The following is a 21,318-nucleotide window of genomic DNA, read 5'->3' as shown; positions in this document are numbered from 1 at the left end:
GAAACAATAAAGGCGTGTTTTTACACGCCTTTGTGATTAATCAGACCAACCCTCAGAGCCAATCTAATTTATCAATTACTTCTTATCTTCTACCTGAGGAGCATGAGCTTCAGTATTCGCTTCTGCTGGCGGGGTATCGTTGTCCATCGCCTTCTTAAATCCTTTAATAGCTGCACCTAAATCACTCCCTAACGAACGAAGCTTATTCGTACCGAATAACAGCACGATCAGTGCACCAATGATCAACAATTTAGTAATGCTTATACCAGCCATGTGAACCTTCTTACTTTATCCGCTGTCGATTAACTCGACGTAATTAACCCTACTATCTTTGTACGATAAATATTATGCAATCACAATTTTTGAAATGTAACAGATTAAAACAGCCGCTGTAATCAGCCTTGAAGACCATACACCACCAGCGACAACAGGATCGTTCCCCATTGAACTAGCATCCAACCAGCGGCCAAATACAGTAACCGACGTGCGCCAGACCAACGAGAAGCCAAACTACGGATATTTTCCCCCTCTCGCCCCCAACACATATTGATCGCCGTATCAAAAACATCACTTTTTTCTGGATATTGATAAAAAATCTGAAACAGACGGCAGTCCAGCCAAAGCCGCCAGCAATAATATTGGCAAACCAATCCAAGCACCACTGCAACAGCCAGTACAACTAATGAATAGCTATTGCTCAATAACATCACCAAAACGAATAACATTGCCATCCCAGACAATGCTGAAAAGTAACGCCAACTGCCCAACGTCGCTATTAATACTTTGCCTGCTACCGGATGCTCTGGCATAACGCTACCTCGATAAATATTGTCTGGCCCATTGTTCCAGCACATCGCCATGAGATTCCCTTAATATTACACCGGGTCTAGCCTGACGAATCACCTCAATAGCCTGAGAAATGTTGGATACTTTATTTTGTTGAAGCAGCCATGCCGCAACCACCGTGGCACTGCGTGACAGCCCAAGAGCGCAATGCACCAGCACATCGCCCTGAGTGTGTAATTGATTGAGTTCCTGAACCGCCCGCTGTAACTCAGCTACGCTTGGCGCTAATAAATCTAGCTGTGGGCAAGCGGCATACGCCAAACTGCCAGTATAACGACTTTTCTGCCACTCCGAAGTCATATCCAGCACCGCTTTCACCTGCAAATTTTTACGTGGATAGCTGCCTAACACAATGCCGGGAACAATTTCATTGTACGGATCGTATTTAGCACTGAAGTGACGGAATGAACACCACGCCCCAATTTGATAAGGTGCCAATAAGATGCGTGCCGAGGGAGATATCTCACCGGAAGGGGTTTTCTGGAAAATCGAATCACCTAAACCACAATAGCCTAACGCCACCATAAATAAAGCGAAAGCTGGCCAGAGCAGCAGCCAAGAGCCACCGCCTAAAGCAACGGCTAGCGTGACTAATACCAGCGTTGCCGTCGCATAGTAAACAGCTAAACGCCGGGAAAACGGATCCTCACTTGGCTGCCAACGCCAGCGAGACGCAATCGGTAAAGCATAGCTAATTACCACACCAACAAATAATCCACTGACCACATCAATAAAATGATGCTGCCAAGTGGTTAACACCGAAAGACCAATTAAGGCAAACCAGCTATGCAATAACCAGCGCCATTTTGCCGCAACGTGAGGATAAAAACGCAGCCACAGTAGCCAAAGCAAAATAATATGCAATGACGGCGCCTGATTATAGGGTAGATCAAACATCTCTAACTGCTGAAACAGCCAGCCGAAAGCCCCATCACTCACCGGACGAACAAAACTAAAGCGTAAAGGAATCAGTAAAAAACCCACACAGGCCACTGCGGAAGCGAATACTAATCGGCAACCGTGTATCGTTAATTCACGGCGAGTCGTACATATAAACAACGAAATGCCATACAGTAAATCGATACTCCAATAAGGCACTATCGTCCACGGTAAAAATGGAATAGAAGACTCCCAGCTAAAAACCAATATGCCGATATCATCACGCGTAGCGGTAAACTGGTTGACCTGCCCATAGGTCAGAAAAAAATAGGGAGCCAAAAAAAGTAACCAGATAAAGCCCCGCAGCCAAATCTGGCGGCGGGAGTCTGGCGTTGGTGGTAAGTGATTATTCATCCGACGTACTCAATCCATAAGGTGCCGTTATTCAGCACCTATCGCCAATACTCTAATAAGCCTATTTTACTCTTTCAGCAATGGATACGCTGAAAATTCCCCAATCATCAATTAACTGCACCCTTTTCACAAAGCCGGCGCGTTCAACCATGCTATCCATCTCTCCTTGCGTACGGCGGCGCATCACCCAAGGCTTACCACTTTGATGACTGGTGAGTGAACGGGCTATCATTTCCAACTGCGGATGCCATGGCTGTCCGGTATACACTAATATCCCGCCAACCGGAATGGCATCCGCCAGCCCCATTAACGAAGCCTGAACGCCTTCATTTTCAGGAAATAGCTCATACAGACCAGAAACAATACCTAACGTCGGGTTGGGATTAATCTCTGCCAGACTTTGACGATCGAAAGCATTACCCACCACAAAATCCACTTTATCGGATAGATGACGTTCAGCAATCATTTTCTTACCCTGCTCAACGTTCAGTTCACTGTAGTCACGTAATAAAATTGACTCAATATCCTGAGCATCCCCGATAGCGTCTAATACATAGCGACCATGCCCTGCGGCAATATCAACAATACGCACTGGCATATCACGATCTTTCAGTTCCTGAATAGCCTGACGAATTAACGTTTCAATATTGACCTTACGCTGACGAATACCGCGCCAACCAATGCTATTCAGATACTGTTTATCAACAAAACGGCCAAAAGCATTATTACCCTCAGGGCGATTACGATAAACATAATCCAGCGTACTGCCTGAATCGAAGCCGGTTTCAAAACCAACGCTGACTCCTTTTGATGCTTTGCCCAGCGTAGCCATGCCGTGGGTTAGCCCCTGATAGTAATAACGTTTGATTGAATAATGAGGTAATGGCGCTTGCAGTTCCCGGAACTCATCCGCAGTAAAACTCCAGCGATCTTCCTCAGAATAATCATGGCTCACCGGAGTCATAGCACACAGCTTATCAATAAAGGCACGTATTTTTTCAAACGCGATATGTCGATGTTCTTCACCTAACGTATCGTGATAAAAACCACCCAATACATGCTTTTCTTTAATCGGCGTATTTAAACCCGCGTAAAACTGATGCTGGGGCTGATGATGCACAACATAATCATCACCCGAAATCAGCAGTTGAGTTGGTATCGTAATCGCCGAAGCATCCGCCACAATACGTTCAGAGGTTTTATACAGTTCCAGCAGAATATTGACCGCAATAGCGCGCGTAATCAGCGGATCTTGATTAAAAGACGCTATTCTCTGCCGGTCGTGGGTCAGATATTTACCTTTCACATAGGAATTAACGTAAAACAGACCGCGAAACTTCTGCATTAATCCTAGCCCAGTACGAGCAAACGGCACATACAGTTTCACTTTAAAGGCCGGTGAAGCCAGAATCAGACCACGAATTTTCGGTGCATAATCATGCGCCCAGGTTGCAGCCAATACCGCGCCAACACTTTGGGCGATGACAATGACATTTTCCATAGGTACGCCGCTTTGTTCTGAGACATAGCGAACAAACTCATCGACATCCCTAACGGAAGTCCCCAGACTCGGGCTGTATCCCCTTGCTCCCGATGTTTTACCATGCCCGCGAGCATCCCAAGCGTACATCGGCACATCAGGCATATTGAGCTCATCGACAATATGCTGCAATCGTCCGGAATGTTCATGTCCGCGATGGAAAAGTACGATCACTTTATCCGCCACACCCTCTCTCTGAGGCCAACAGCGATAAAACAGCTCCGTTCCATCAGACGTTGTAAACCCATTCTCCGTGGCGATACGTGGTTCAGCTAAACTCATTGCTCTCTCCCTAGTGCACTATTTTGCAGCGACTCAAACCGCTGCTGTATATCCGATATAAATGCTGCTTTATCTGAACGGCAATAAACCGGCTCATCAACATGCACATCGATAAAAAATGGAACAGGAATCCACTGCCCTTTTCCCATTGCCCGGCCTAATCCATGCATAAACACCGGCATGACCGGCACGTCTGGAAACTTTTGGCACAAAAACCATAGCCCGGATTTGAATTCAGATAGCCGTTCAGGCTCACCCCGCGTTCCCTCTGGAAACAGAATCAATATTTTTCCTTGCTGCAATGCCTGAGCACAGCCAGCCAGTGGATCATTCTGCTGGGCATTACCGCCACGGATCACCGGAATAATGCCCACCACTCGGGTAGCAAACCAGGCTAAAAAACGATTTTTCAGAAAGTAGTCGGCTGCCGCTGCTGGCTGCACATTGTGTACCATCGATAATGGAAACAGCGTTAACAAGGTGAGTAAATCCAGATGGCTATTATGATTCGCAATAATAATTGCCGGTCCTTTATGCGGCAGGCGTTTGCGGTTAACCACTGAAACACCTAACCACGCTAAAACCACCGGATATGCCACCAATATGACAAACAGCAAACGTAACAGTCGGTTCATCCCGCCTTCTCCAATCAATTAGTAATGCAGATAATACAGCACATGGAAAAACAACGGCGCGGTATAGATGAGGGAATCCAATCGGTCGAGAATACCACCGTGACCCGGTAGTAGCTTCCCGGAATCTTTGACCCCGATATCGCGTTTCACTGCCGACATCACCACATCACCAATAAAGCCAGCGACACCAATCAGCAAACCAACCAAGATTGACTCCCAACCGTTAAGCGGCGTCAAAATACCGCCTAACAACCAAGCTAAAAACATGGTGGTAGCAACGCCGCCAAATAATCCCTCTAACGTTTTGTTGGGGCTCACTTTCGGAATCACTTTAATCCGGCCAAACGACTTACCCCAAAGATATTGGGCAATATCGTTACACTCCGTCAGGACAACCAAAAAAATCACCAGCAGTGGACCGGTTTCCGGCGCTGAGTCAGGCAGCACGGTTAAATAAGCCACATGACTAATGGCAAAAACCGTGGTCATTACCCCCCAATGCAACATGGCGGCCGAATGCAAAAACGATTTGTTATCACCAATCAGCACCATGCGCATCGGGAGAAACAGAAAGACATAAACCGGGATAAACACCAAAAACATGCTATACCACTCAATACCAATAAAATAATACTGAATCGGAATAGCAATATAGGCCCATAACAGAGGCATATGGTCAGAACGGCGGGTTGGGATAAGCGTGAGATACTCTTTAAGTGCCAGAAAACTGATAATGGCAAAAATGGTGAGTGAAATAGCCCTTGGCGTGGAAATCGCCAGCGCAAACACAATCACAATCCACCACCAAGTCGTAATCCGTTGGCGTAATTCCGTCCAGTCTTTATCTGGCGATCTAAGAGATAAAACCCGAATAGTGATACTGGCTACTATCAGCAAAGTAAACATGATCACTAGTGCACGAATTAATATCGGACTCATATAACGACTCCCTGACTATGAGCAAACTTCTGCCAGCGCTCGACGACAGCGATTCAGACAGGTCCATATTAGTAAAACCGATACCAGCCCAAACACCAGCCAGCTCCATTGCTGTAATACCGGCCAGATAAAAATAGCCAGTCCATAAGCACCAAAAATAAACGCGCGATCGCTTTTGCCCATTGGACCATCATAGCGGCGTGAAGCCCCGATCGTTTGTGCTAAAACACCACAAAATTCGGTAAAAGCGGATAAAAAAACCGCCAATATCACTAACCAAGGCGTGGCCCCTGGTAACAGCATAAAAGGCAAATAGAGCGCGACATCCGACAAAACATCACCGGTTTCATTTAGCAGAGCGCCTAATTTAGATTGTTGATTAAACTCACGCGCCAGCATGCCATCAATCGCATTAAGCGCCATACGAATAAACAGGAAAATGGGCAGAATAAGATACAGTGAAGCAAGAGGAAAAACGGTTAACAACCCACCAATCAAGATGGATGCCACCAACGCCGCTAATGTGACCTGATTTGCCGTCACACCTGCACGGTATAAGCGTTTTAACAGAGGTCTTAATAAAGCCTGAAACCGAGGCTTAAGATCGTATACAGTCATAATTCCCTGTGAAGCATCAATAATCAAAAATACCTATCACTATAATAGCTTCACGCTACAGCACCCCATTTATCTAATCAACTAAAAACACCCCTTCTTCACTTAACACTTTGGTTTTAATGATAACGTTTACCTACTTAACTGGCTGATATTAGCCAACATGATGGCTAATTACGATCAATTCCTAACACTTCACCGCAACTTCACCGTAATAAATTATTGTTACCGCATAATTCCTTTATCAGAGCACTTTCCCTTATGCCTACTACATCAAACTCCTCATCTCGTTGGCTAATAAAAATCGCCCTTATTAGCATTATTTTTCTCACTTCATGGTTAGTTATTATTCCTGAAAGCTATGGCTATCAACCTCAACAGGGCGATATCATTTTTCAAACCTCTCGCTCATCCCAGAGTCTGGCTATACAACAAGCGACTCATTCTATTTATAGCCATATGGGGATTATTCTGTTTAAAAATAATCAACCTTATGTTTTTGAAGCGTCAAATCGTGTGAAGTTCACGCCATTGGAGGCGTGGATTACGCGAGGTGTCGATGGGAAATTTGTCGCCAAAAGACTAAAAAAAATGCTAACTAATAAGGAAAAGCAGCGAATATGGTCAATTTCACAAAACTACATTAATCGCCCCTACGATCTTACCTTTTCTTGGTCTGATGACCGACAATACTGTTCAGAACTGGTCTGGAAAATCTATTTCAATGCATTGGGTTTAAAGATTGGACAACAACAAAAACTCAGGGAATTTAATTTAACGTCACCAGCGGTAAAGGCCAAACTGACTGAACGCTACGGCACGACTATCCCTTATAATGAAACGGTTATTTCCCCTAAGTCTATGTTTGACTCACCGCTCTTAACCGCTGTCGGACAAAAATAATTCACTGGCCGTATTGCATTTTATTTTATCCAAGCCTATGATGCGCCCGTTTTTCACTCAATTCACTTTTCAGCGGCAAAGGAGGTATATCATGCAACAACTTGAAATTAGTACCCTTTGCAGGCGTATCCAGGGTTAGTCCTTCCCGTTTTATCCCTCGGCTTCGGCCTGCCAATTCGACTTTTATGTTTTCTCCAATATGGATTGGTATATGGGCAATTTTATTCGTCCTTTATCTGATCGCGTTTCCTATATCGCATCAGATGACACTTGGATCGAAGGTAGTGCGATCCAACAATTAAACACAACGGCAGCGCTGCCGGATATGACCTATGTTGTCGGGATGCCTGATTTGCACCCCGGTCGAGGTTACCCCATTGGCGCGGCATTTTTCTCGGTAAATCGTTTTTATCCGGCTCTGGTTGGCAATGATATAGGCTGCGGAATGAGCCTCTGGCAGACCGGCATTGATGCCAAACGGCTACAGCTGGATAAATTAGAGAAAAAAGTACAGGGAATGGGAGATTTTGCCAAACCAGAATGGCTGGCAGAGCGCCTTGCTCCTGATATGTTACAGCATGAGTTTGCTGGTTCCCTCGGCTCGATCGGCGGCGGTAATCATTTTGCTGAATTACAGCAATTAGATCAGATTTATCATCATGATATAACCGACCAACTTGGTTTGGATAAACATAACCTGTTACTGCTGGTACATAGTGGCTCACGGGGATTAGGTCAGGCAATTTTGCGCCGTCACGTCGATCAATTTAATCATGGTGGCTTAACGGAAAACTCAGCAGATGCTGATGTTTATATGACCGAACACAATCAGGCCCTGCACTTCGCCGAACTGAATCGACAGCTAATTGCACAGCGCTTGCTTGACCAAATAAAAACCGATGGTCAATGCCTGATAGATATTAATCATAATCTGGTTGAACCTTGCCAAATTAGTGGATTGAAAGGTTGGCTACATCGTAAAGGTGCAACGCCATCTAACCGCGGCGCGGTCATTATTCCTGGCTCTCGTGGAGATTATAGTTATCTGGTTATGCCAATCGCCTCAGAGCACAGTCTGTATTCTTTGGCACATGGCGCAGGTAGAAAATGGATGCGTTCTGAATGTAAAAGTCGCTTATCGTCGCGCTTTACGCCATTGCAGCTTAAACGAACCACAATGGGTGGCCGGGTTATCTGTCAGGATCGTCAACTGATTTATGAAGAAGCGCCTGAAGCCTATAAATCTATTAGTAGCGTAATTGACAGCCTGGTCGGAGCCAAACTCATTGTGGTGCTGGCCCGTCTAAAACCGGTTTTAACTTATAAAACCAGCGGAGGAAAAAGCGAATGATACTCTTGCAATTTTCCTCAGCTCAGGGGCCAGATGAATGCTGTCTGGCCGTTAGTAAGGCATTAAAGCAATTGATAAAAGAAGCCAATCTTCTTGGTATTGAAGTTAATTGCCTGGAATCAGAACCCGCCAGATTACCTGATGGACTACGTTCCGCTTTAGTGTCTCTTAATGGGCATGGAGCAGAAGCACTGGCTGAACGCTGGTGTGGCTCACTACTTTGGGTCTGTAGCAGTCCTTATCGTCCAAACTATAAGCGAAAAAATTGGTTTATTGGTATTGCCCGCTTCTCACAGCCAGACCCGGAACTGGAAAGCAAAATTCATTTTGAATCCTTGCGTTCATCAGGCCCCGGTGGACAACACGTTAATAAAACCGACTCAGCTATCCGAGCAACACATGTTGCCACAGGAATAAGTGTAAAAGTGCAGTCGGAGAGAAGTCAGCATGCTAATAAGCGATTAGCAATTTTATTAATTAGTCATCGGCTGGATCAGCTGAAGCAACAAGCCGATGCCGAATTGAAATCGGAACGAAGAATGTTTCATCACCAAATTGAGCGAGGAAATCCCCAACTGATATTTAAAGATATTGGATTTAAAATGATATAACGCTTGGACAATAGCGGGATAAGACGTTATTCCGTTATTGATATGAAAGTAAGTTAATCTAAATATTTCAAAAATAAATCTAAATAAAACTTAGAAAATACTACGCCGTAATAACCATAAAATATCATTACGGCGTAATTATTAGATTAACAACCTAATTGGGACAACGCTGGTTTAAACGCGTCCATTGCAGCTTTACAGCTGTTTTTCAGCGCTTCTTTATCACTCATTTGTTTCCAAGACTCAGTCGCAGCATCCATTTGAGTTTTAAACTGATCGGCCATAGCCTTATTGTCTTTACCCAGTTTGTTCACACAAGTCGTCACTGTAGTTACGTACTCATTACACTCTGCTGGTAAACCATTATCTGCCGCTTTAGCTGGCTCTTTTTCACCACAACCACTTAAAGCTAATAAAGAAAAAGCGACAACAGTAGAAAGAAGAACGCGGGAAGATTTCATTTATTCATTTCCTTGAAATATAATTTAAAATTAAACAACAACTTAGAACAATATTATGATTGTTCGAAAAAATTATAACATCAAATATTTTTATTGAGTAGTTTTAACAATATGATTTAATTAAATCATATAAAGTTAGAAATCTATAAACTATGTTATTTTTCTATAATTCAGAGACAAAAACTAATAAAGAAAAAAACTATAGTTTTAAAAACTAAATACTATCATTAAATATTATCTTTAAATTTTATTACACAATGTAGTGACATACGGATTATCGTTGCCCTGTATTTTTAAAATTCTGTTATTCCTTTCGCACTCCCAATGGTTCACCGGATAAAACAGGTTCCAAACTTTGAATAACTCTGTTTGCTGCTTTGACAAGCGTAAGCGGTAGCGATCCCGCATATAGAAATAGGTTCTGGCGATACTTCCCCTCGCTCTTTCAGGAGGATCGACGCTTTTATTTTTAAAATCAATTTTCATTTGGCACTGCCCGTATTGTGTTGCCGACCCATTCCATTGCCCAAACTGAAAATTCGAACGATCGTAATTAACTTCACCTATTGCGGGCTGCAAATTATGTAAATCCGTTTCCATCACATTATAAATAGGATCTTTACTGCAGTTTTTTCTTCCACCCTGCTGCCAACATAAACGCTGATGACCAAATTGCCAGGCAGGAACAACATGTTCCCACTCGATGCGCTTAGCCCTTACTTCATTCTTCCTTATTTGATAACCACAGCTTTTTAAATCTGGAATCCCCTTTTTACCTAACCATTGGATATTACAGCCACAATAAAACGATCGAGCTTTATTTTGATGAATTTCAATAGCTAGCTGTTTAGCCTTGCTAAAGCTAATCGGTTTAGGGGATGTAGCACCCAATATATACTCTGGAAAAAAAAATAAACTACAAACAGAAAATAAAAAAATATTACGATTCATATTACCAAAAATCTAAAAAATTTTGATACCACAGCTTAAAGATTAACGGATACCTTCTACCATGACAACACTGAGAACAAAGGAACACCAGATAATACCGGCAACATATAATAAACAACGCAACTATAAACAATGAAAATATATTATACTAATAACAGTCAATTACATTTAATATAATTTCAAATGTTAAATAAATGTCACATTAAAAATGATAATTAACATATGAAAAACCCACTAGTTATCGATAAAAATATAACAAAAAATAAAACTGAAACAACAATCTCAAATTAAGTGTACTAAAGAACATCTATATTTAAATATTATCTATGGTATAACTTACCCATACGTTTTATATTTAATCACACATAAAGAGGTTATGATGTATCCTGATTTTACATTCCAATGCTCAAAGTGTGGCAATGATTCTTTCCGCTCAAGCCATCAGATTAACGCCCTGAATGATATTCATGGTGCCATCTGTTCACGATGCTATAACCCCGTAGCTCTACGTGATATCACCGAACACAAAATCAGGCGTATCCAACTGATTATACAGAGAAAAATACTTGGCAGCATGACTGTAAGTTGATATTCCGTATATTTCTAACTACATATTATCACACTCTTACCTGGCCTCATCGATAGAGGCTATTTAATAAGGAGCTAATCTTTAAAATATTATTAACAATGTAACCAACTCATTCTTATGCTAATAAAAATATTAACGCGATATCAAGAAATGAAAAACGATAATTATCGACTCGATTCGATACGGATAGCATCAACGGGTAACATAACGGTATCAAAAATAAAAGAAAACGGCACATCTATATAATACAGACCATCTCCACTATCTGCTTGGCTTAAAGAGTACTTTATTCCTGAATAATATTCATCATGATATCCCCCTTCAAAGCGGCTGGCGAAGCTACCGCACCCAGACAACAATGAACAGAACAAAACAAAAATAGCTATTTTACTATACATCACCAACCCACCTCTAAACTCGCCATACTCTGTTAATCCGAGCGTGATAAATAATGAAATGACTTATTTCAGCAATCCAGCAGTTTTAACTTAAAATGAAAGAGCGCAAAAATAATGGAAATAACTGTGCAATATCAAACCAAAGAAAAGATAAAAAATAGTAATAACACGCATTAAAGCGTATTTTTAATCTAAAAAATACGCTTTAATCTAATAGTCGATCGATAATAACCTCAGTTACAGTCAACTAATTCACCCGTAACTTCTAGTATGCATAGGTCAGGTTTATTTCTAATACGATAGCAGCCGGTATCATCACACCAGCGCTCTCGGGCATAAGTCGACTCATCAGTTTGTACTTGGCTTCTTGACGATGGCTCTGGACCACGGGAATACATCCGTCGTTCTGAACCTGAAACGACCGAGTTAGAACGCGCTGACTGCGGACGTACGACATAATCATTACCTTGACAGTCAGTAAGAGAAACGGCGCGATGACCAAACGAGTCGGTATATTTTTGGTAGCAGACCTCATAGCTCTCAGCGTGAACAATGGATATACCCAATGCACTGGCTAATCCACCGACCATCAATAACGCCAGCAATTTTTTTCCCATGACCAATACTTCCCTTTTATATCAAATCCCTTACAAGCGGATAATAAATGATTCAGGCTGTCGTTTAAACAACGCCTACCGTCAATAATATTTTATTTAATATCAGGTTATTCAAGCTATCTCAAGCAAGCTTTCACTATGTTAACAAAACAATATTCATTTAAAGGATTAGATGGGGTTAACTTGACTAACTTCATGATGAAATACAAAAGGATCGGATAGTAATTCAAACACTTCATCATCCTGGTAAGTCACTGCAATAGAATAATTATCTCCGGCAAAGGCCTTTATGCTGTCATAGGAATCCCAGTAAGTAACCAGAAAAAAATGCGCCCATCCTTCCTGTATTTCTTGTCGCACAAAAGCCCCTAAATTGCCATTAACTGATTACGAATGCTGAACTCCCGTCAACTGTAAATGAGCGGCAAATCCATCCCGGTACTTCAGAGGGACACAGCCATGCCAGGTACGAGCAATAATCATGTTTCTCTCGCTATAAACTTTATCGAGTTGCACTATTTTCCATGTATATAACAATTTTTTGATAATGCAGCTATAAAAAAACCACCTTTATAAATTAAGGTGGTTTTTTCCAGTGCTAAAAAGTTATGAGGTTGCCAGAGCCAGCTTTAAACCAAAAGCCAAAAACAATGCACCAACACACCCATTCGATAATTTAGCCAAGCCATAGCGTTGTTTAAACATTGAGGACAGCGTTGCACCACTGAAAATCAACACGGATAGATAGATCATACTGAATGTTTCCAGAATACTTCCCAATATAAAGAAAGGCACCGCCGTATTTGGATAATCAGGATTAACAAACTGCACGAAAAAAGAAACGTAAAAAATAATGGTTTTAGGATTCGTTAAACTCAGCAGTAGCGCTTTTCGAAAAATATGGTCTTTGGTCGCTTTTGGCATATCATCCACAGGATGATGTTCTTTCTTTATCAGAGTGGTATAGAGAATCCGTCCACCAAGATACAATAAATATGCCGCCCCGGCATATTTCACTACGTCAAAAAATAGCGGGGAAGTACGGACTAATGACGCCACACCGATAAATGCTAAAAAAATCAGAGCCGCATCCCCCAGAAATACGCCGAAAGAAGCTTTATATCCCTCTTTCACTCCATGTTTCACGCTACTGGTCAGCACAAAAATTGAATTTGGGCCCGGAATCAAGGTAAGAACAGTGACACCAATAATATAAGTCCAGAGATTAATCACACCAAAGCTTTCAAGCATTTTCGCCCACCCTACGCCCCTACATAACCAGTTTAACAATCAGAATTATTCATCTCTAATAATGCATGAAAATATACAGATAAATAAACTAAAATCAAACCAACAAAACTCTTAATAAAACTACACAAAAACAAAAACACAACACTTAACACCAAGCAAATACCATTTAAATGAAATTAAATTTCAATAAAAATAAATTATCAGATAAAACAGGAGTAATTGTCAGATTTTAGTGAATAACTAAATTTTTATAGATGAATAGTGAAGGGCTTTATGTCTTACTCATTTATCAACCAATGAGAACAGTTATCAATTGTATACAAGATGAATAATGAATGTTAACATTTTGTTCCAACAGTAAATTCTTACATCATTGCCACAAGGATATCGCTTTATGGTTATGCCACAATTACGTAACGTATTTCACCTATTTTCCATTGCCTTAATATTTATATTTGGTTTAACCAGCCAGCAAGCAATGGCTCACGCTCACCTTAAACTGCAATCACCTGAAGCCGATACCACCGTATCTTCTTCACCTGTCGATATTTCACTCACATTTTCTGAAGGTGTTGAGCTTAAATTCAGCAAAATCACCCTAATAGGTTCAGATAAAAAAGCAATAGAAACAGGCACTCTCGCCCTTGATACTAACGACAACACACGTATTATGACGACAATAAAACAGCCACTGAGTGCTGGTCAATATACCGTGGATTGGCAAGTCGTTTCCGTTGATGGTCATAAAACTAAGGGTAGCTATCACTTTTCTGTTAAGCCCTGATAAATGAGCCTGGATACCCTCTATATTCTGCTAAGGTTACTCCATTTTTCTATGGTGATACTGATGTTTGGCATCAGTATCTTCGTAGTGTGTCTCAGCACACAAACACTCAGACCAGTATTAAGCACGCAACTCAACACTACTTTAATAGCCTCAATACTGACATTAATGCTGACGTCAGTAGACATGATCTCTGTTCAGGCGGGACTGATGGGGGATGGCTGGTCAGATATGCTTAATCTCTCCATCTTGAGTGCCGTACTGGATACCGCGTTTGGACAGGCTTGGCGTTGGCAAATTATATTTTCTGCAGCTGCGATACTATGCCTAAGATTAAAACCTCAATATCGATTTAACCTGAGCCTGCTGTTTTCTACCTTACTGCTGATTAATCTTGGTTTTGTCGGCCATGTAACGTTACATAGTGGGCTATTGGGTTGGTTACACCGTATTAATCACGCCATTCACCTCCTCAGCGGTGGATACTGGCTAGGAACATTAATTCCGCTCTTAGTCTGCCTGCGTTATCTGGCAAGCACCGAACTACATGCTGATGCCGTAAAGTCGATGGTACGATTTTCGCATCTGGGTCATGTGGCTGTGTTATTGGTTGTTGTCAGCGGCATCATCAATAGTGGTTTAATTCTGCAACGCTGGCCGCTAGATTGGTCCTCTTACTATCAGTTATTGCTCTGCGTTAAAATCGCCATTGTCGCAATAATGATTGCCATCGCGCTGTTTAACCGCTATCAGCTAGTCCCCCGAATGAAATCAAGTACTCCCCGTATATTAAGTTGGTTTACTCTCTTAACCACAATAGAGATAGCTCTTGGATTTGTAGTACTGTCATTAGTGAGTCTATTTGCGACCCTTTCTCCCGTCTGATTTAAACCTTCCGCTTTCAATTCATTCAATATTTTTCACACTGAAAACAGGCCATTTTGTCTTTACTGACCCATACTTATTCCTAAAATCACAATAAAAAGGAAAGACTTCTGATGAGCAATTTCAGTACATCAAGGCGAAGTTTTATCAAAATGGCAGTTATTGCTGGCGTAACGGTCTATCTGGCTCCGCTCTATAGCCGGGCCTATGCCGCACTGTTCGAAAATAAGATCCTGCAATCCCCGATATGGGACGCTAAAGATAAACGCATTCGTTTTCGCATCGATGGACAATCCAAAGTCATGGGCAAAAAGGTCTTCGCCCGAGATATTCGTGCCAGAGATATGCCCCACTGGCCTCAAAAACAAGGTCATGCTTTTATCTTACGCGTCACCCAAGCGGATAGTTTGTATCAGGGCCTCGACCTCTCCTTATTAGGAGAAGACCTCTACCCCGATCGACTGGTTACGGCCGAAGATCTGATGCGGGATGGTCTGGCTTTCCCGGCATTCTATGGCGAAGACATGTTGCTACCGATAGGCAAAACACCCGCTTATTTGGGGCAAGCGGTCGCTATCTTGATATATCACGATTTCGCCCGCTTCCGTTTTGCTAAAGATAAACTGAAATTCCATAATGAAGTGATTCTTTCCGGTAAAAAAACTGGTCCACTAGAACGCGATCCTTGGGGAATATTTCGCTATGTGCGCGTGGGTGGAACAACATCAAACGATGATGATCTGTTCTCCAGCCTGAAAGATAGTCCGATATTTCCTTCCGCTATGAAAAAGCATCTACCCGTATGGCCTGAGGGGCAGCAAGGCGGTAAATTAGATCAGCAAGGAATGTTCTACGCCCAAAATATTGCCGATGAACTCCAAACTCCACCAACGGACTGGCTGGTCATGTCGCGGCGCTACACCACTCAGTCAATCGATACCGCCGCATTAGAACCCGATAATGCTAACGGCTGGTACGATTCCGAAAGCCAGAGCCTACATTTGGTTATCCCGACCCAGTCACCACAAGAAGTAGTTGAAAGCCTTTCGCAAATGGCCAGCAAAAGCCTTCTACCGATAAAGCAGGTTTTTCTGCACCCTTGCTATACCGTGGGCTACGGTTCTAAAGATCACTATAATTTCCCCTATTATGGCACTGTGGCCTCACTTTATGGTGATGGCTATCCAATACGTCTGGCTAACGATCGCTATGAACAGTTCCAATCGTCGTTAAAGCGTCATGCTTTCGACATAGATTACACTGTCGCCGTCAACCGCCAGTCCGGCATGATGCAAACCATAAAAGCCGAAATGGTGGCTAACGGCGGTGGGCGGAGCAATTTCACGCCGTCTGTTGTCATGGTTGGCGCTACCGCAGCGCAATCAATCTACTATTTTCCAAAAAGCGATCTGTCTTCCATTGGTATTGCCTCACGGGCGCTTGATGCCGGCTCAGCCCGTGGATATGGCACACTGCAAAGCATGGCGGCAACAGAAATGATGGTGGATGAGCTTGCCGCAGAACTCAAACTCGACCCCATTGAATTCCGTTTACGCAATGTGCTGAAATCAGGCATGAAAAACACTCAAGGCGCCATTCCCGCAGGTGCTATCCGAGCTGATGAAGTGTTAGAGAAAGCAGCACAACATCCACTCTGGCTTCAGCGTCAACAGAATAAGCAAGCTTATGAGTTCCAACATCCCGGCAAACGCTACGGCGTCGGTTTTGGCTGCGTACAAAAAGACTTCGGTACCGGGGCCGAAACCTCGTTCGCCCGGGTTGAACTGACAGAAGATGGACGAATAACGCTCTATCATAGCGGTGCAGAAATGGGCACCGGCATGTCAACCTCTCAATCCGTGATCTGTGCCCAATGGTTGGGTAAACCCGCCGATGAAGCCCATTTTTCCGTGACGGACTGGTCCCTATTACCGGTGGAAACCAGCGGTGATCCTTACCAGATGTCACAGCAAGAACAGGATAAGTTACAGACGAACCCCAAATGGTCCCCCTCTTACTGTTCCCCTTCCAGCGCCAGTAACTCGGCCTATTATTTTTCCCATAGCACTGGGGAAGCCGCCCGTCTGATTTTTGATCAGGGGATCTGGCCTGCCGCTATGGCTATCTGGCAAACGGGAATCGGTGGTGGCCAAGCGGCTCCCTATATTATTCGTAAAGAAGATGCCCGTTGGGTTGAAGGAGGATTAACCGCTAACGGTATGCAAGTGCTGAGCCTGGAAATTTTGGCGCAGAAAGCACATCAAATGGGAGCAATAACCGGTGCTATTGTTCACGTATTTAACCGTTGGCAGTGGGCAGAAGCCGATTTCACCATCAGTAATCAAACACTACGCTTGCCCATCGATGGACTGGCACTTCGCCATGCTAACGGCCAATTTGAACCTCAAATACGTCAACAGGTTTATTACCCTCCGGTACAGCGAAACAATGCCGCGGTCACTTATTACAGCGCCGTTGGAACATTGGCGGAAGTGGCCGTTGATATTGCCACCGGGCAAGTAGAACTACTCACTCATCACTCTATTATGGAGTGTGGAAACCTGATTGTTGCCGAACTGGTCTCTGGTCAATTACAGGGTGGTCTGGCTATGGGTATTGGCCATGCTCTGCATGAATATTTACCGCTATATGAAGATGGACCGGGCAATGGCACCTGGAACTTTAACCGTTACCATTTGCCTCGAGCCAGCGACGTTGCCGTCTGGAAACAGAGCGAAGAAATTCTTCCGGCTCTGTCAGAAACCGATCCTCCCAAAGGCATGGCTGAAGTCGTCATGATTCCAGTAGTCGCCGCACTGGTCAACGCTATAGCCCATGCCACCGGACATCGTTTCCGCGATCTGCCGGTACGCGCTGAAAATATTCGTGAGGTATTATCATGAGCCTGAAAAACCGCCCTCTAACCCTGACTATCAACAATCAGCTATATGGCCCAATAGACGTTCCAGAAGGGTTGATGATGATTGATTTTCTGCACGAATACCTTGACCTGACGGGTTCCCGTCTAGGCTGTGGTCAGGGAATTTGCCATGCCTGCGTAGTTATTGTCGATCACGATAGCGGCGTCAGTGAGGAAGTACGTACCTGTATCACCGGAGCCCATTATTTTGATGGTAAAAAAGTTCGCACCATTGAAGGATATGCTACCGTCGATGATGCTGGTCAGGCCACCGAACTCACCCCGGTGCAGCAAGCCTTTCTTGAACACTACAGCTTTCAGTGTAGCTATTGCACACCTGGATTCGTCACCGCAGCAACGCTACTTATCGAACGCTTACATAAGCAGCCCATCAAAGCTGAAGATCTGGAAACAGCGATTAGCCAAGCGCTAGAGAATCATATTTGCCGCTGTACCGGCTATGTCCGTTATTACCAAGCTGTTAAAGAGGTAATAGAAAAAACGCCGGGATTGCTCACGGAGGAAGCTAAATGAAACGTTTGTTACTCTGGGGCGTCATCATACTACTGATGATTGTTGCCCTGTTATGGTGGCGAGAAAACCGAACCTACAATGGCCCGGTTCAACATGTAAAAGCCAGCGAAGAGCAAATCAGTCGAGGTCAGTATCTGGTCAGAGCCGCCGACTGCGAAGCCTGCCATACTGGTCCCGGTAGAGCGCCGTTCTCTGGGGGGGTGGCTTTAGATACGCCTTTCGGTACAATTTATGGTACCAATATTACTCCGGATCCAGATGCTGGTATCGGACGCTGGACTAGCGATGATTTTTACTCGGCAATAACTAAAGGGGTCACCCCTTCAGGACGCCATCTTTATCCAGCCATGCCCTACACCTCGTACAAAGAAATAACGCGTAAAGATGCTGATGATATCTACGCATTTCTTATGACTCGTAGCGCAGTAACACAGCCAGCACCAGAAAATCAACTGTCCTTCCCCTATAATCAGAGAATGGCATTAATTGGCTGGAATATGCTGTTTTTAAACAGCGCCCCAATCAAACCAGCGTCAATCGGTGCTTCAGAACAATGGCTGCGTGGACAATACCTCAGTAACGCGCTTGGTCATTGTGGTGAATGCCATTCCCCCAGAGGCATACTGGGGCAGGTTAATCAGGATAAACCTATGCAAGGCGGAACCTTAGGCAGAATTCTCGCTCCGGATATTACACCGGAAGGTCTATCTCAACGAGGATGGACGCCGGAAAGTTTGAGCCAATTTATAGGTTATGGCATCACACCACAAACCAGCGCATTTGCTGATATGCATACCGTAATTAATCTCAGCACCCGCTACTTAAACAATGATGATAAAAAAGCTATGGCAAGCTATCTGATGGGAGACCACCCGCCAACAGCGACTCAATATCAGGCCGGGCAAGGAAACGAAAATGGCCGACTGATTTATTTGAATCAATGTGCCGGATGCCACTCCCGTGATGGCGAAGGGAAGCCTCATGTAGCCGTAGCGATGAAAGATAACTCCACCCTGCGTTTGACCGATGCTAATAATCTTATCGTTTCAATACTTGATGGTCTTCCAGCCCAGGATTTCCCAAATGGAGAAAGTATGCAGGCGATGCCTGGATTCGCTGAACGGTTAAGCGACAATGACATTACCGCGTTGGTTAATTACCTTCGGGTAACATGGGGAGGACAACCGGAGAACGTAACCGAGACACAGGTTAAGGCGCTACGCCAGAGTGGAGAAAATAAATAATCCTGCGTTCTTCATTACCGGAAACGCGTAGTCTTTCGACCGAAAACACCGGTGAAATTCATCCATGGTGTTTTCGGTTGGAATATCGACATTCATCCTAGACCAATATTTATTTAATCTGACGAAAAGTTAAATTAATACGATGCTCACCCGTTGCCGGATGATAGCCTTTCCGTATTGGTAAAATGCCATGATAGGCTAAACGTGACTCCCCGCCCCAGACCACAACATCGCCATGGGTCAACATTACGTTCTGAGTCTTATCACTGCGAGATAGCCCACCAAACTGAAACTTTGCCGGTAGTCCAAATGACATTGAAACGATGGGATGGTTTAAATCAGGCTCGTCCTTATCCTGATGTAATGACATTTTTGCCCCAATATCATAACGATTTATCAAACAGGCATCCGGTTGGAAATCATTAAACCCAGCCTGAGATGCCGCCTCTACCGCCAGTTGATAGCAGATTGGTGGCATGGAAATCCATGCTTTGCCACTTAAGGGATCTAATTCACTATAGCGATAACCAGAGCGATCGGTGACCCAACCGAAACGCCCACAGTTAGTCATTGCCACTGACATTTCATAACCACCCGGCGTTATCATATGACGAAACGGCATCTGTTCTGAGACCGTTGAAACTTCAGACAAAATCTGTTCTGCCTGATGTAAAGCAAAATGGCGCAGAATTACCGCACCTGAGGCGAGAATTTGACAAAAAGTATCTGGCGGTTCTGATTCGTCGAATAACTCAAAGTTCATCATAGATAGGACTGTTTTAAATGTGTCTGATTGCGTGATTAACTCTGGTGATTAGCCCGATATAGCTCCCAAGTATCAACCTGTAAGCCATCCGAAAATGAACATACTGAATAAGCGCCTTTAACATTTTGTTTGGCCTGCACCTTGCCACCAACGCTAGAGCAATAGACATCGGCCGGATTTCCTTTGCCACCAATAGTAGAGACATCTCGGGTATTTTTTTCTACTGCGCAGCCTTGAAGTAATCCAAGACCCAGCGCCCCTAGAAAAACACATATCACCTTTAACTGATTACTCATCAATATACTCCTAATTTATCGGAATCGAAAAAATGGGCAAACAACCAGCTTGATTCTCCCGAGCTTCTATAACCATAGTTCACATGGAAAACCCCATAGTTACCCGTGTATAAATAGAGAACCTCGATTTCGTGTATCCCACACTTTAACTGAATATTCGATTACAGTTATATATAATGTCGCAATCTGTTAGTCGAAATATTTGGCTAATATAGGTATTACCAACGGATAATTGCAGTCATCATGAAGAATAATCAGGAAAAAAGTAAGCTCACTGCAACGTTATTGAGATAAATAAAGATAAGTTAAGGAATCAGCAGGCATAAAAACGCCCCAGTATTGACTGAGGCAATCTTGAAAAACAAATTTAGCTAATAATATTAAAGCTTACTTCTCTAGCATTTCAGAAATTTGCTCGGGATGAATCTCATACTCATTACCATCCTGATCTACATACCTTGTCATACCTGTTGCTTTATCAAGTTCAAGCTTACCTTTAGCAACGATTATCTGGCCGCTTGTTGTCGTCACATAATCACTGGCACATGCGGTGAGACCATAACCAAACCAACTAAAGCCATTCAGGTGCTAAACGAGGGAGTTTAGG

Annotated in this window: 24 protein-coding genes and 1 pseudogene; 9 read left to right on the top strand and 16 right to left on the bottom strand. The window is 43.4% G+C overall.

Annotated features, from left to right (window positions below; all coding sequences use genetic code 11):
* Nucleotides 1-75: 75 nt before the first annotated feature.
* The 7 genes from tatA to BMZ28_RS04110 all read right to left on the bottom strand — a co-directional run bounded on the left by tatA (nucleotide 76) and on the right by BMZ28_RS04110 (nucleotide 6,153).
* Nucleotides 76-273: a Sec-independent protein translocase subunit TatA gene (tatA, locus tag BMZ28_RS04140; RefSeq protein WP_047780593.1), complete on the bottom strand. Its 198-nt coding sequence runs from the start codon at nucleotides 271-273 to the stop codon at nucleotides 76-78.
* A 122-nt stretch (nucleotides 274-395) separates the two neighbouring features.
* Nucleotides 396-860 carry a hypothetical protein gene (locus tag BMZ28_RS04135; protein WP_126467355.1) on the bottom strand — a complete coding sequence of 155 codons (465 nt, stop codon included), beginning with the start codon at nucleotides 858-860 and terminating at the stop codon, nucleotides 396-398.
* The gene (locus BMZ28_RS04130; RefSeq protein WP_074820919.1) at nucleotides 814-2,139 is read right to left on the bottom strand and encodes a phosphatase PAP2/dual specificity phosphatase family protein; all 1,326 of its coding nucleotides are present in this window, start codon (nucleotides 2,137-2,139) and stop codon (nucleotides 814-816) included. The genes BMZ28_RS04135 and BMZ28_RS04130 overlap by 47 nt, the downstream gene beginning before the upstream one ends.
* Before the next feature lie 61 nt (nucleotides 2,140-2,200).
* Complete coding sequence (locus tag BMZ28_RS04125; RefSeq protein WP_074820916.1) at nucleotides 2,201-3,961, bottom strand: bifunctional alpha/beta hydrolase/class I SAM-dependent methyltransferase; 1,761 nt, start codon at nucleotides 3,959-3,961, stop codon at nucleotides 2,201-2,203.
* Entirely contained in the window at nucleotides 3,958-4,596 is a 639-nt protein-coding gene (locus BMZ28_RS04120; RefSeq protein ID WP_074820913.1) for a lysophospholipid acyltransferase family protein, read from the bottom strand. The genes BMZ28_RS04125 and BMZ28_RS04120 overlap by 4 nt, the downstream gene beginning before the upstream one ends.
* Nucleotides 4,597-4,614: 18 nt before the next feature.
* Nucleotides 4,615-5,535 (bottom strand): phosphatidate cytidylyltransferase, encoded by a 921-nt coding sequence (locus BMZ28_RS04115; RefSeq protein ID WP_074820910.1) that lies wholly within the window; start codon nucleotides 5,533-5,535, stop codon nucleotides 4,615-4,617.
* Nucleotides 5,536-5,550: 15 nt separating this feature from the next.
* A complete protein-coding gene (locus BMZ28_RS04110; RefSeq protein WP_074820907.1) occupies nucleotides 5,551-6,153 on the bottom strand; it encodes a CDP-alcohol phosphatidyltransferase family protein in 603 nt (200 codons plus the stop codon).
* Nucleotides 6,154-6,411: 258 nt separating this feature from the next.
* Here BMZ28_RS04110 and BMZ28_RS04105 point away from each other — a divergent pair, with 258 nt between their 5' ends.
* The 3 genes from BMZ28_RS04105 to prfH all read left to right on the top strand — a co-directional run bounded on the left by BMZ28_RS04105 (nucleotide 6,412) and on the right by prfH (nucleotide 9,015).
* A complete protein-coding gene (locus BMZ28_RS04105; RefSeq protein WP_083399630.1) occupies nucleotides 6,412-7,053 on the top strand; it encodes a YiiX family permuted papain-like enzyme in 642 nt (213 codons plus the stop codon).
* 211 nt (nucleotides 7,054-7,264) lie between these two features.
* On the top strand, nucleotides 7,265-8,404 hold the full coding sequence (locus tag BMZ28_RS04100) for an RNA ligase RtcB family protein (protein WP_074820905.1): 1,140 nt from the start codon (nucleotides 7,265-7,267) through the stop codon (nucleotides 8,402-8,404).
* On the top strand, nucleotides 8,401-9,015 hold the full coding sequence (prfH, locus tag BMZ28_RS04095) for a peptide chain release factor H (protein WP_074820903.1): 615 nt from the start codon (nucleotides 8,401-8,403) through the stop codon (nucleotides 9,013-9,015). Before BMZ28_RS04100 ends, prfH begins: the two co-directional genes overlap by 4 nt.
* A 146-nt stretch (nucleotides 9,016-9,161) precedes the next feature.
* Here the strand turns inward: prfH and BMZ28_RS04090 are convergent, their stop codons facing one another.
* Entirely contained in the window at nucleotides 9,162-9,476 is a 315-nt protein-coding gene (locus BMZ28_RS04090) for a hypothetical protein (RefSeq protein ID WP_074820899.1), read from the bottom strand.
* Nucleotides 9,477-9,716: 240 nt separating this feature from the next.
* Nucleotides 9,717-10,427 carry a deoxyribonuclease I gene (gene endA, locus BMZ28_RS04085; RefSeq protein WP_074820896.1) on the bottom strand — a complete coding sequence of 237 codons (711 nt, stop codon included), beginning with the start codon at nucleotides 10,425-10,427 and terminating at the stop codon, nucleotides 9,717-9,719.
* A gap of 376 nt (nucleotides 10,428-10,803) precedes the next feature.
* Here endA and BMZ28_RS17710 point away from each other — a divergent pair, with 376 nt between their 5' ends.
* On the top strand, nucleotides 10,804-11,016 hold the full coding sequence (locus tag BMZ28_RS17710; RefSeq protein WP_412178050.1) for an ECs_2282 family putative zinc-binding protein: 213 nt from the start codon (nucleotides 10,804-10,806) through the stop codon (nucleotides 11,014-11,016).
* Between the two features lie 164 nt (nucleotides 11,017-11,180).
* Here BMZ28_RS17710 and BMZ28_RS04080 read toward each other — a convergent pair whose 3' ends face one another.
* From BMZ28_RS04080 to leuE, 4 genes and pseudogenes are all read right to left on the bottom strand, one after another.
* Nucleotides 11,181-11,414, bottom strand: coding sequence for a YceK/YidQ family lipoprotein (locus tag BMZ28_RS04080; RefSeq protein WP_047780584.1), 234 nt, complete (start codon nucleotides 11,412-11,414; stop codon nucleotides 11,181-11,183).
* Nucleotides 11,415-11,647: 233 nt separating this feature from the next.
* Nucleotides 11,648-12,031: a hypothetical protein gene (locus BMZ28_RS04075; RefSeq protein ID WP_074820893.1), complete on the bottom strand. Its 384-nt coding sequence runs from the start codon at nucleotides 12,029-12,031 to the stop codon at nucleotides 11,648-11,650.
* A gap of 168 nt (nucleotides 12,032-12,199) precedes the next feature.
* A pseudogene (locus tag BMZ28_RS04070) lies at nucleotides 12,200-12,511 on the bottom strand (hypothetical protein).
* A 126-nt stretch (nucleotides 12,512-12,637) separates the two neighbouring features.
* Complete coding sequence (gene leuE / locus BMZ28_RS04065; RefSeq protein WP_074820890.1) at nucleotides 12,638-13,282, bottom strand: leucine efflux protein LeuE; 645 nt, start codon at nucleotides 13,280-13,282, stop codon at nucleotides 12,638-12,640.
* A 394-nt stretch (nucleotides 13,283-13,676) separates the two neighbouring features.
* Here leuE and copC point away from each other — a divergent pair, with 394 nt between their 5' ends.
* The 5 genes from copC to BMZ28_RS04040 all read left to right on the top strand — a co-directional run bounded on the left by copC (nucleotide 13,677) and on the right by BMZ28_RS04040 (nucleotide 19,649).
* A complete protein-coding gene (gene copC, locus BMZ28_RS04060) occupies nucleotides 13,677-14,066 on the top strand; it encodes a copper homeostasis periplasmic binding protein CopC (RefSeq protein ID WP_074820888.1) in 390 nt (129 codons plus the stop codon).
* A gap of 3 nt (nucleotides 14,067-14,069) precedes the next feature.
* Nucleotides 14,070-14,951 carry a copper homeostasis membrane protein CopD gene (gene copD / locus BMZ28_RS04055; protein WP_074820886.1) on the top strand — a complete coding sequence of 294 codons (882 nt, stop codon included), beginning with the start codon at nucleotides 14,070-14,072 and terminating at the stop codon, nucleotides 14,949-14,951.
* A 113-nt stretch (nucleotides 14,952-15,064) separates the two neighbouring features.
* Nucleotides 15,065-17,854 carry a xanthine dehydrogenase family protein molybdopterin-binding subunit gene (locus BMZ28_RS04050; protein WP_074820883.1) on the top strand — a complete coding sequence of 930 codons (2,790 nt, stop codon included), beginning with the start codon at nucleotides 15,065-15,067 and terminating at the stop codon, nucleotides 17,852-17,854.
* Nucleotides 17,851-18,405, top strand: a complete 555-nt coding sequence (locus BMZ28_RS04045) for a (2Fe-2S)-binding protein (protein WP_074820880.1) — start codon at nucleotides 17,851-17,853, stop codon at nucleotides 18,403-18,405. The genes BMZ28_RS04050 and BMZ28_RS04045 overlap by 4 nt, the downstream gene beginning before the upstream one ends.
* A complete protein-coding gene (locus tag BMZ28_RS04040) occupies nucleotides 18,402-19,649 on the top strand; it encodes a c-type cytochrome (protein ID WP_074820877.1) in 1,248 nt (415 codons plus the stop codon). The genes BMZ28_RS04045 and BMZ28_RS04040 overlap by 4 nt, the downstream gene beginning before the upstream one ends.
* 109 nt (nucleotides 19,650-19,758) lie before the next feature.
* Here BMZ28_RS04040 and alkB read toward each other — a convergent pair whose 3' ends face one another.
* The 3 genes from alkB to BMZ28_RS04025 form a co-directional block, all read right to left on the bottom strand.
* Nucleotides 19,759-20,412, bottom strand: a complete 654-nt coding sequence (gene alkB / locus BMZ28_RS04035) for a DNA oxidative demethylase AlkB (RefSeq protein ID WP_047782566.1) — start codon at nucleotides 20,410-20,412, stop codon at nucleotides 19,759-19,761.
* Between the two features lie 38 nt (nucleotides 20,413-20,450).
* Nucleotides 20,451-20,711 carry a putative hemolysin gene (locus tag BMZ28_RS04030; protein ID WP_047780576.1) on the bottom strand — a complete coding sequence of 87 codons (261 nt, stop codon included), beginning with the start codon at nucleotides 20,709-20,711 and terminating at the stop codon, nucleotides 20,451-20,453.
* A gap of 387 nt (nucleotides 20,712-21,098) precedes the next feature.
* On the bottom strand, nucleotides 21,099-21,296 hold the full coding sequence (locus BMZ28_RS04025) for a YgdI/YgdR family lipoprotein (protein ID WP_047780575.1): 198 nt from the start codon (nucleotides 21,294-21,296) through the stop codon (nucleotides 21,099-21,101).
* Nucleotides 21,297-21,318 lie beyond the last annotated feature (22 nt).

Source organism: Pragia fontium DSM 5563 = ATCC 49100 (genome assembly GCF_900112475.1).
In the GTDB taxonomy this organism is placed as follows: domain Bacteria; phylum Pseudomonadota; class Gammaproteobacteria; order Enterobacterales; family Enterobacteriaceae; genus Pragia; species Pragia fontium.
The sequence above is the reverse complement of the archived record's forward strand: the minus strand, read 5'-3'. Positions and strand labels throughout refer to the sequence as shown.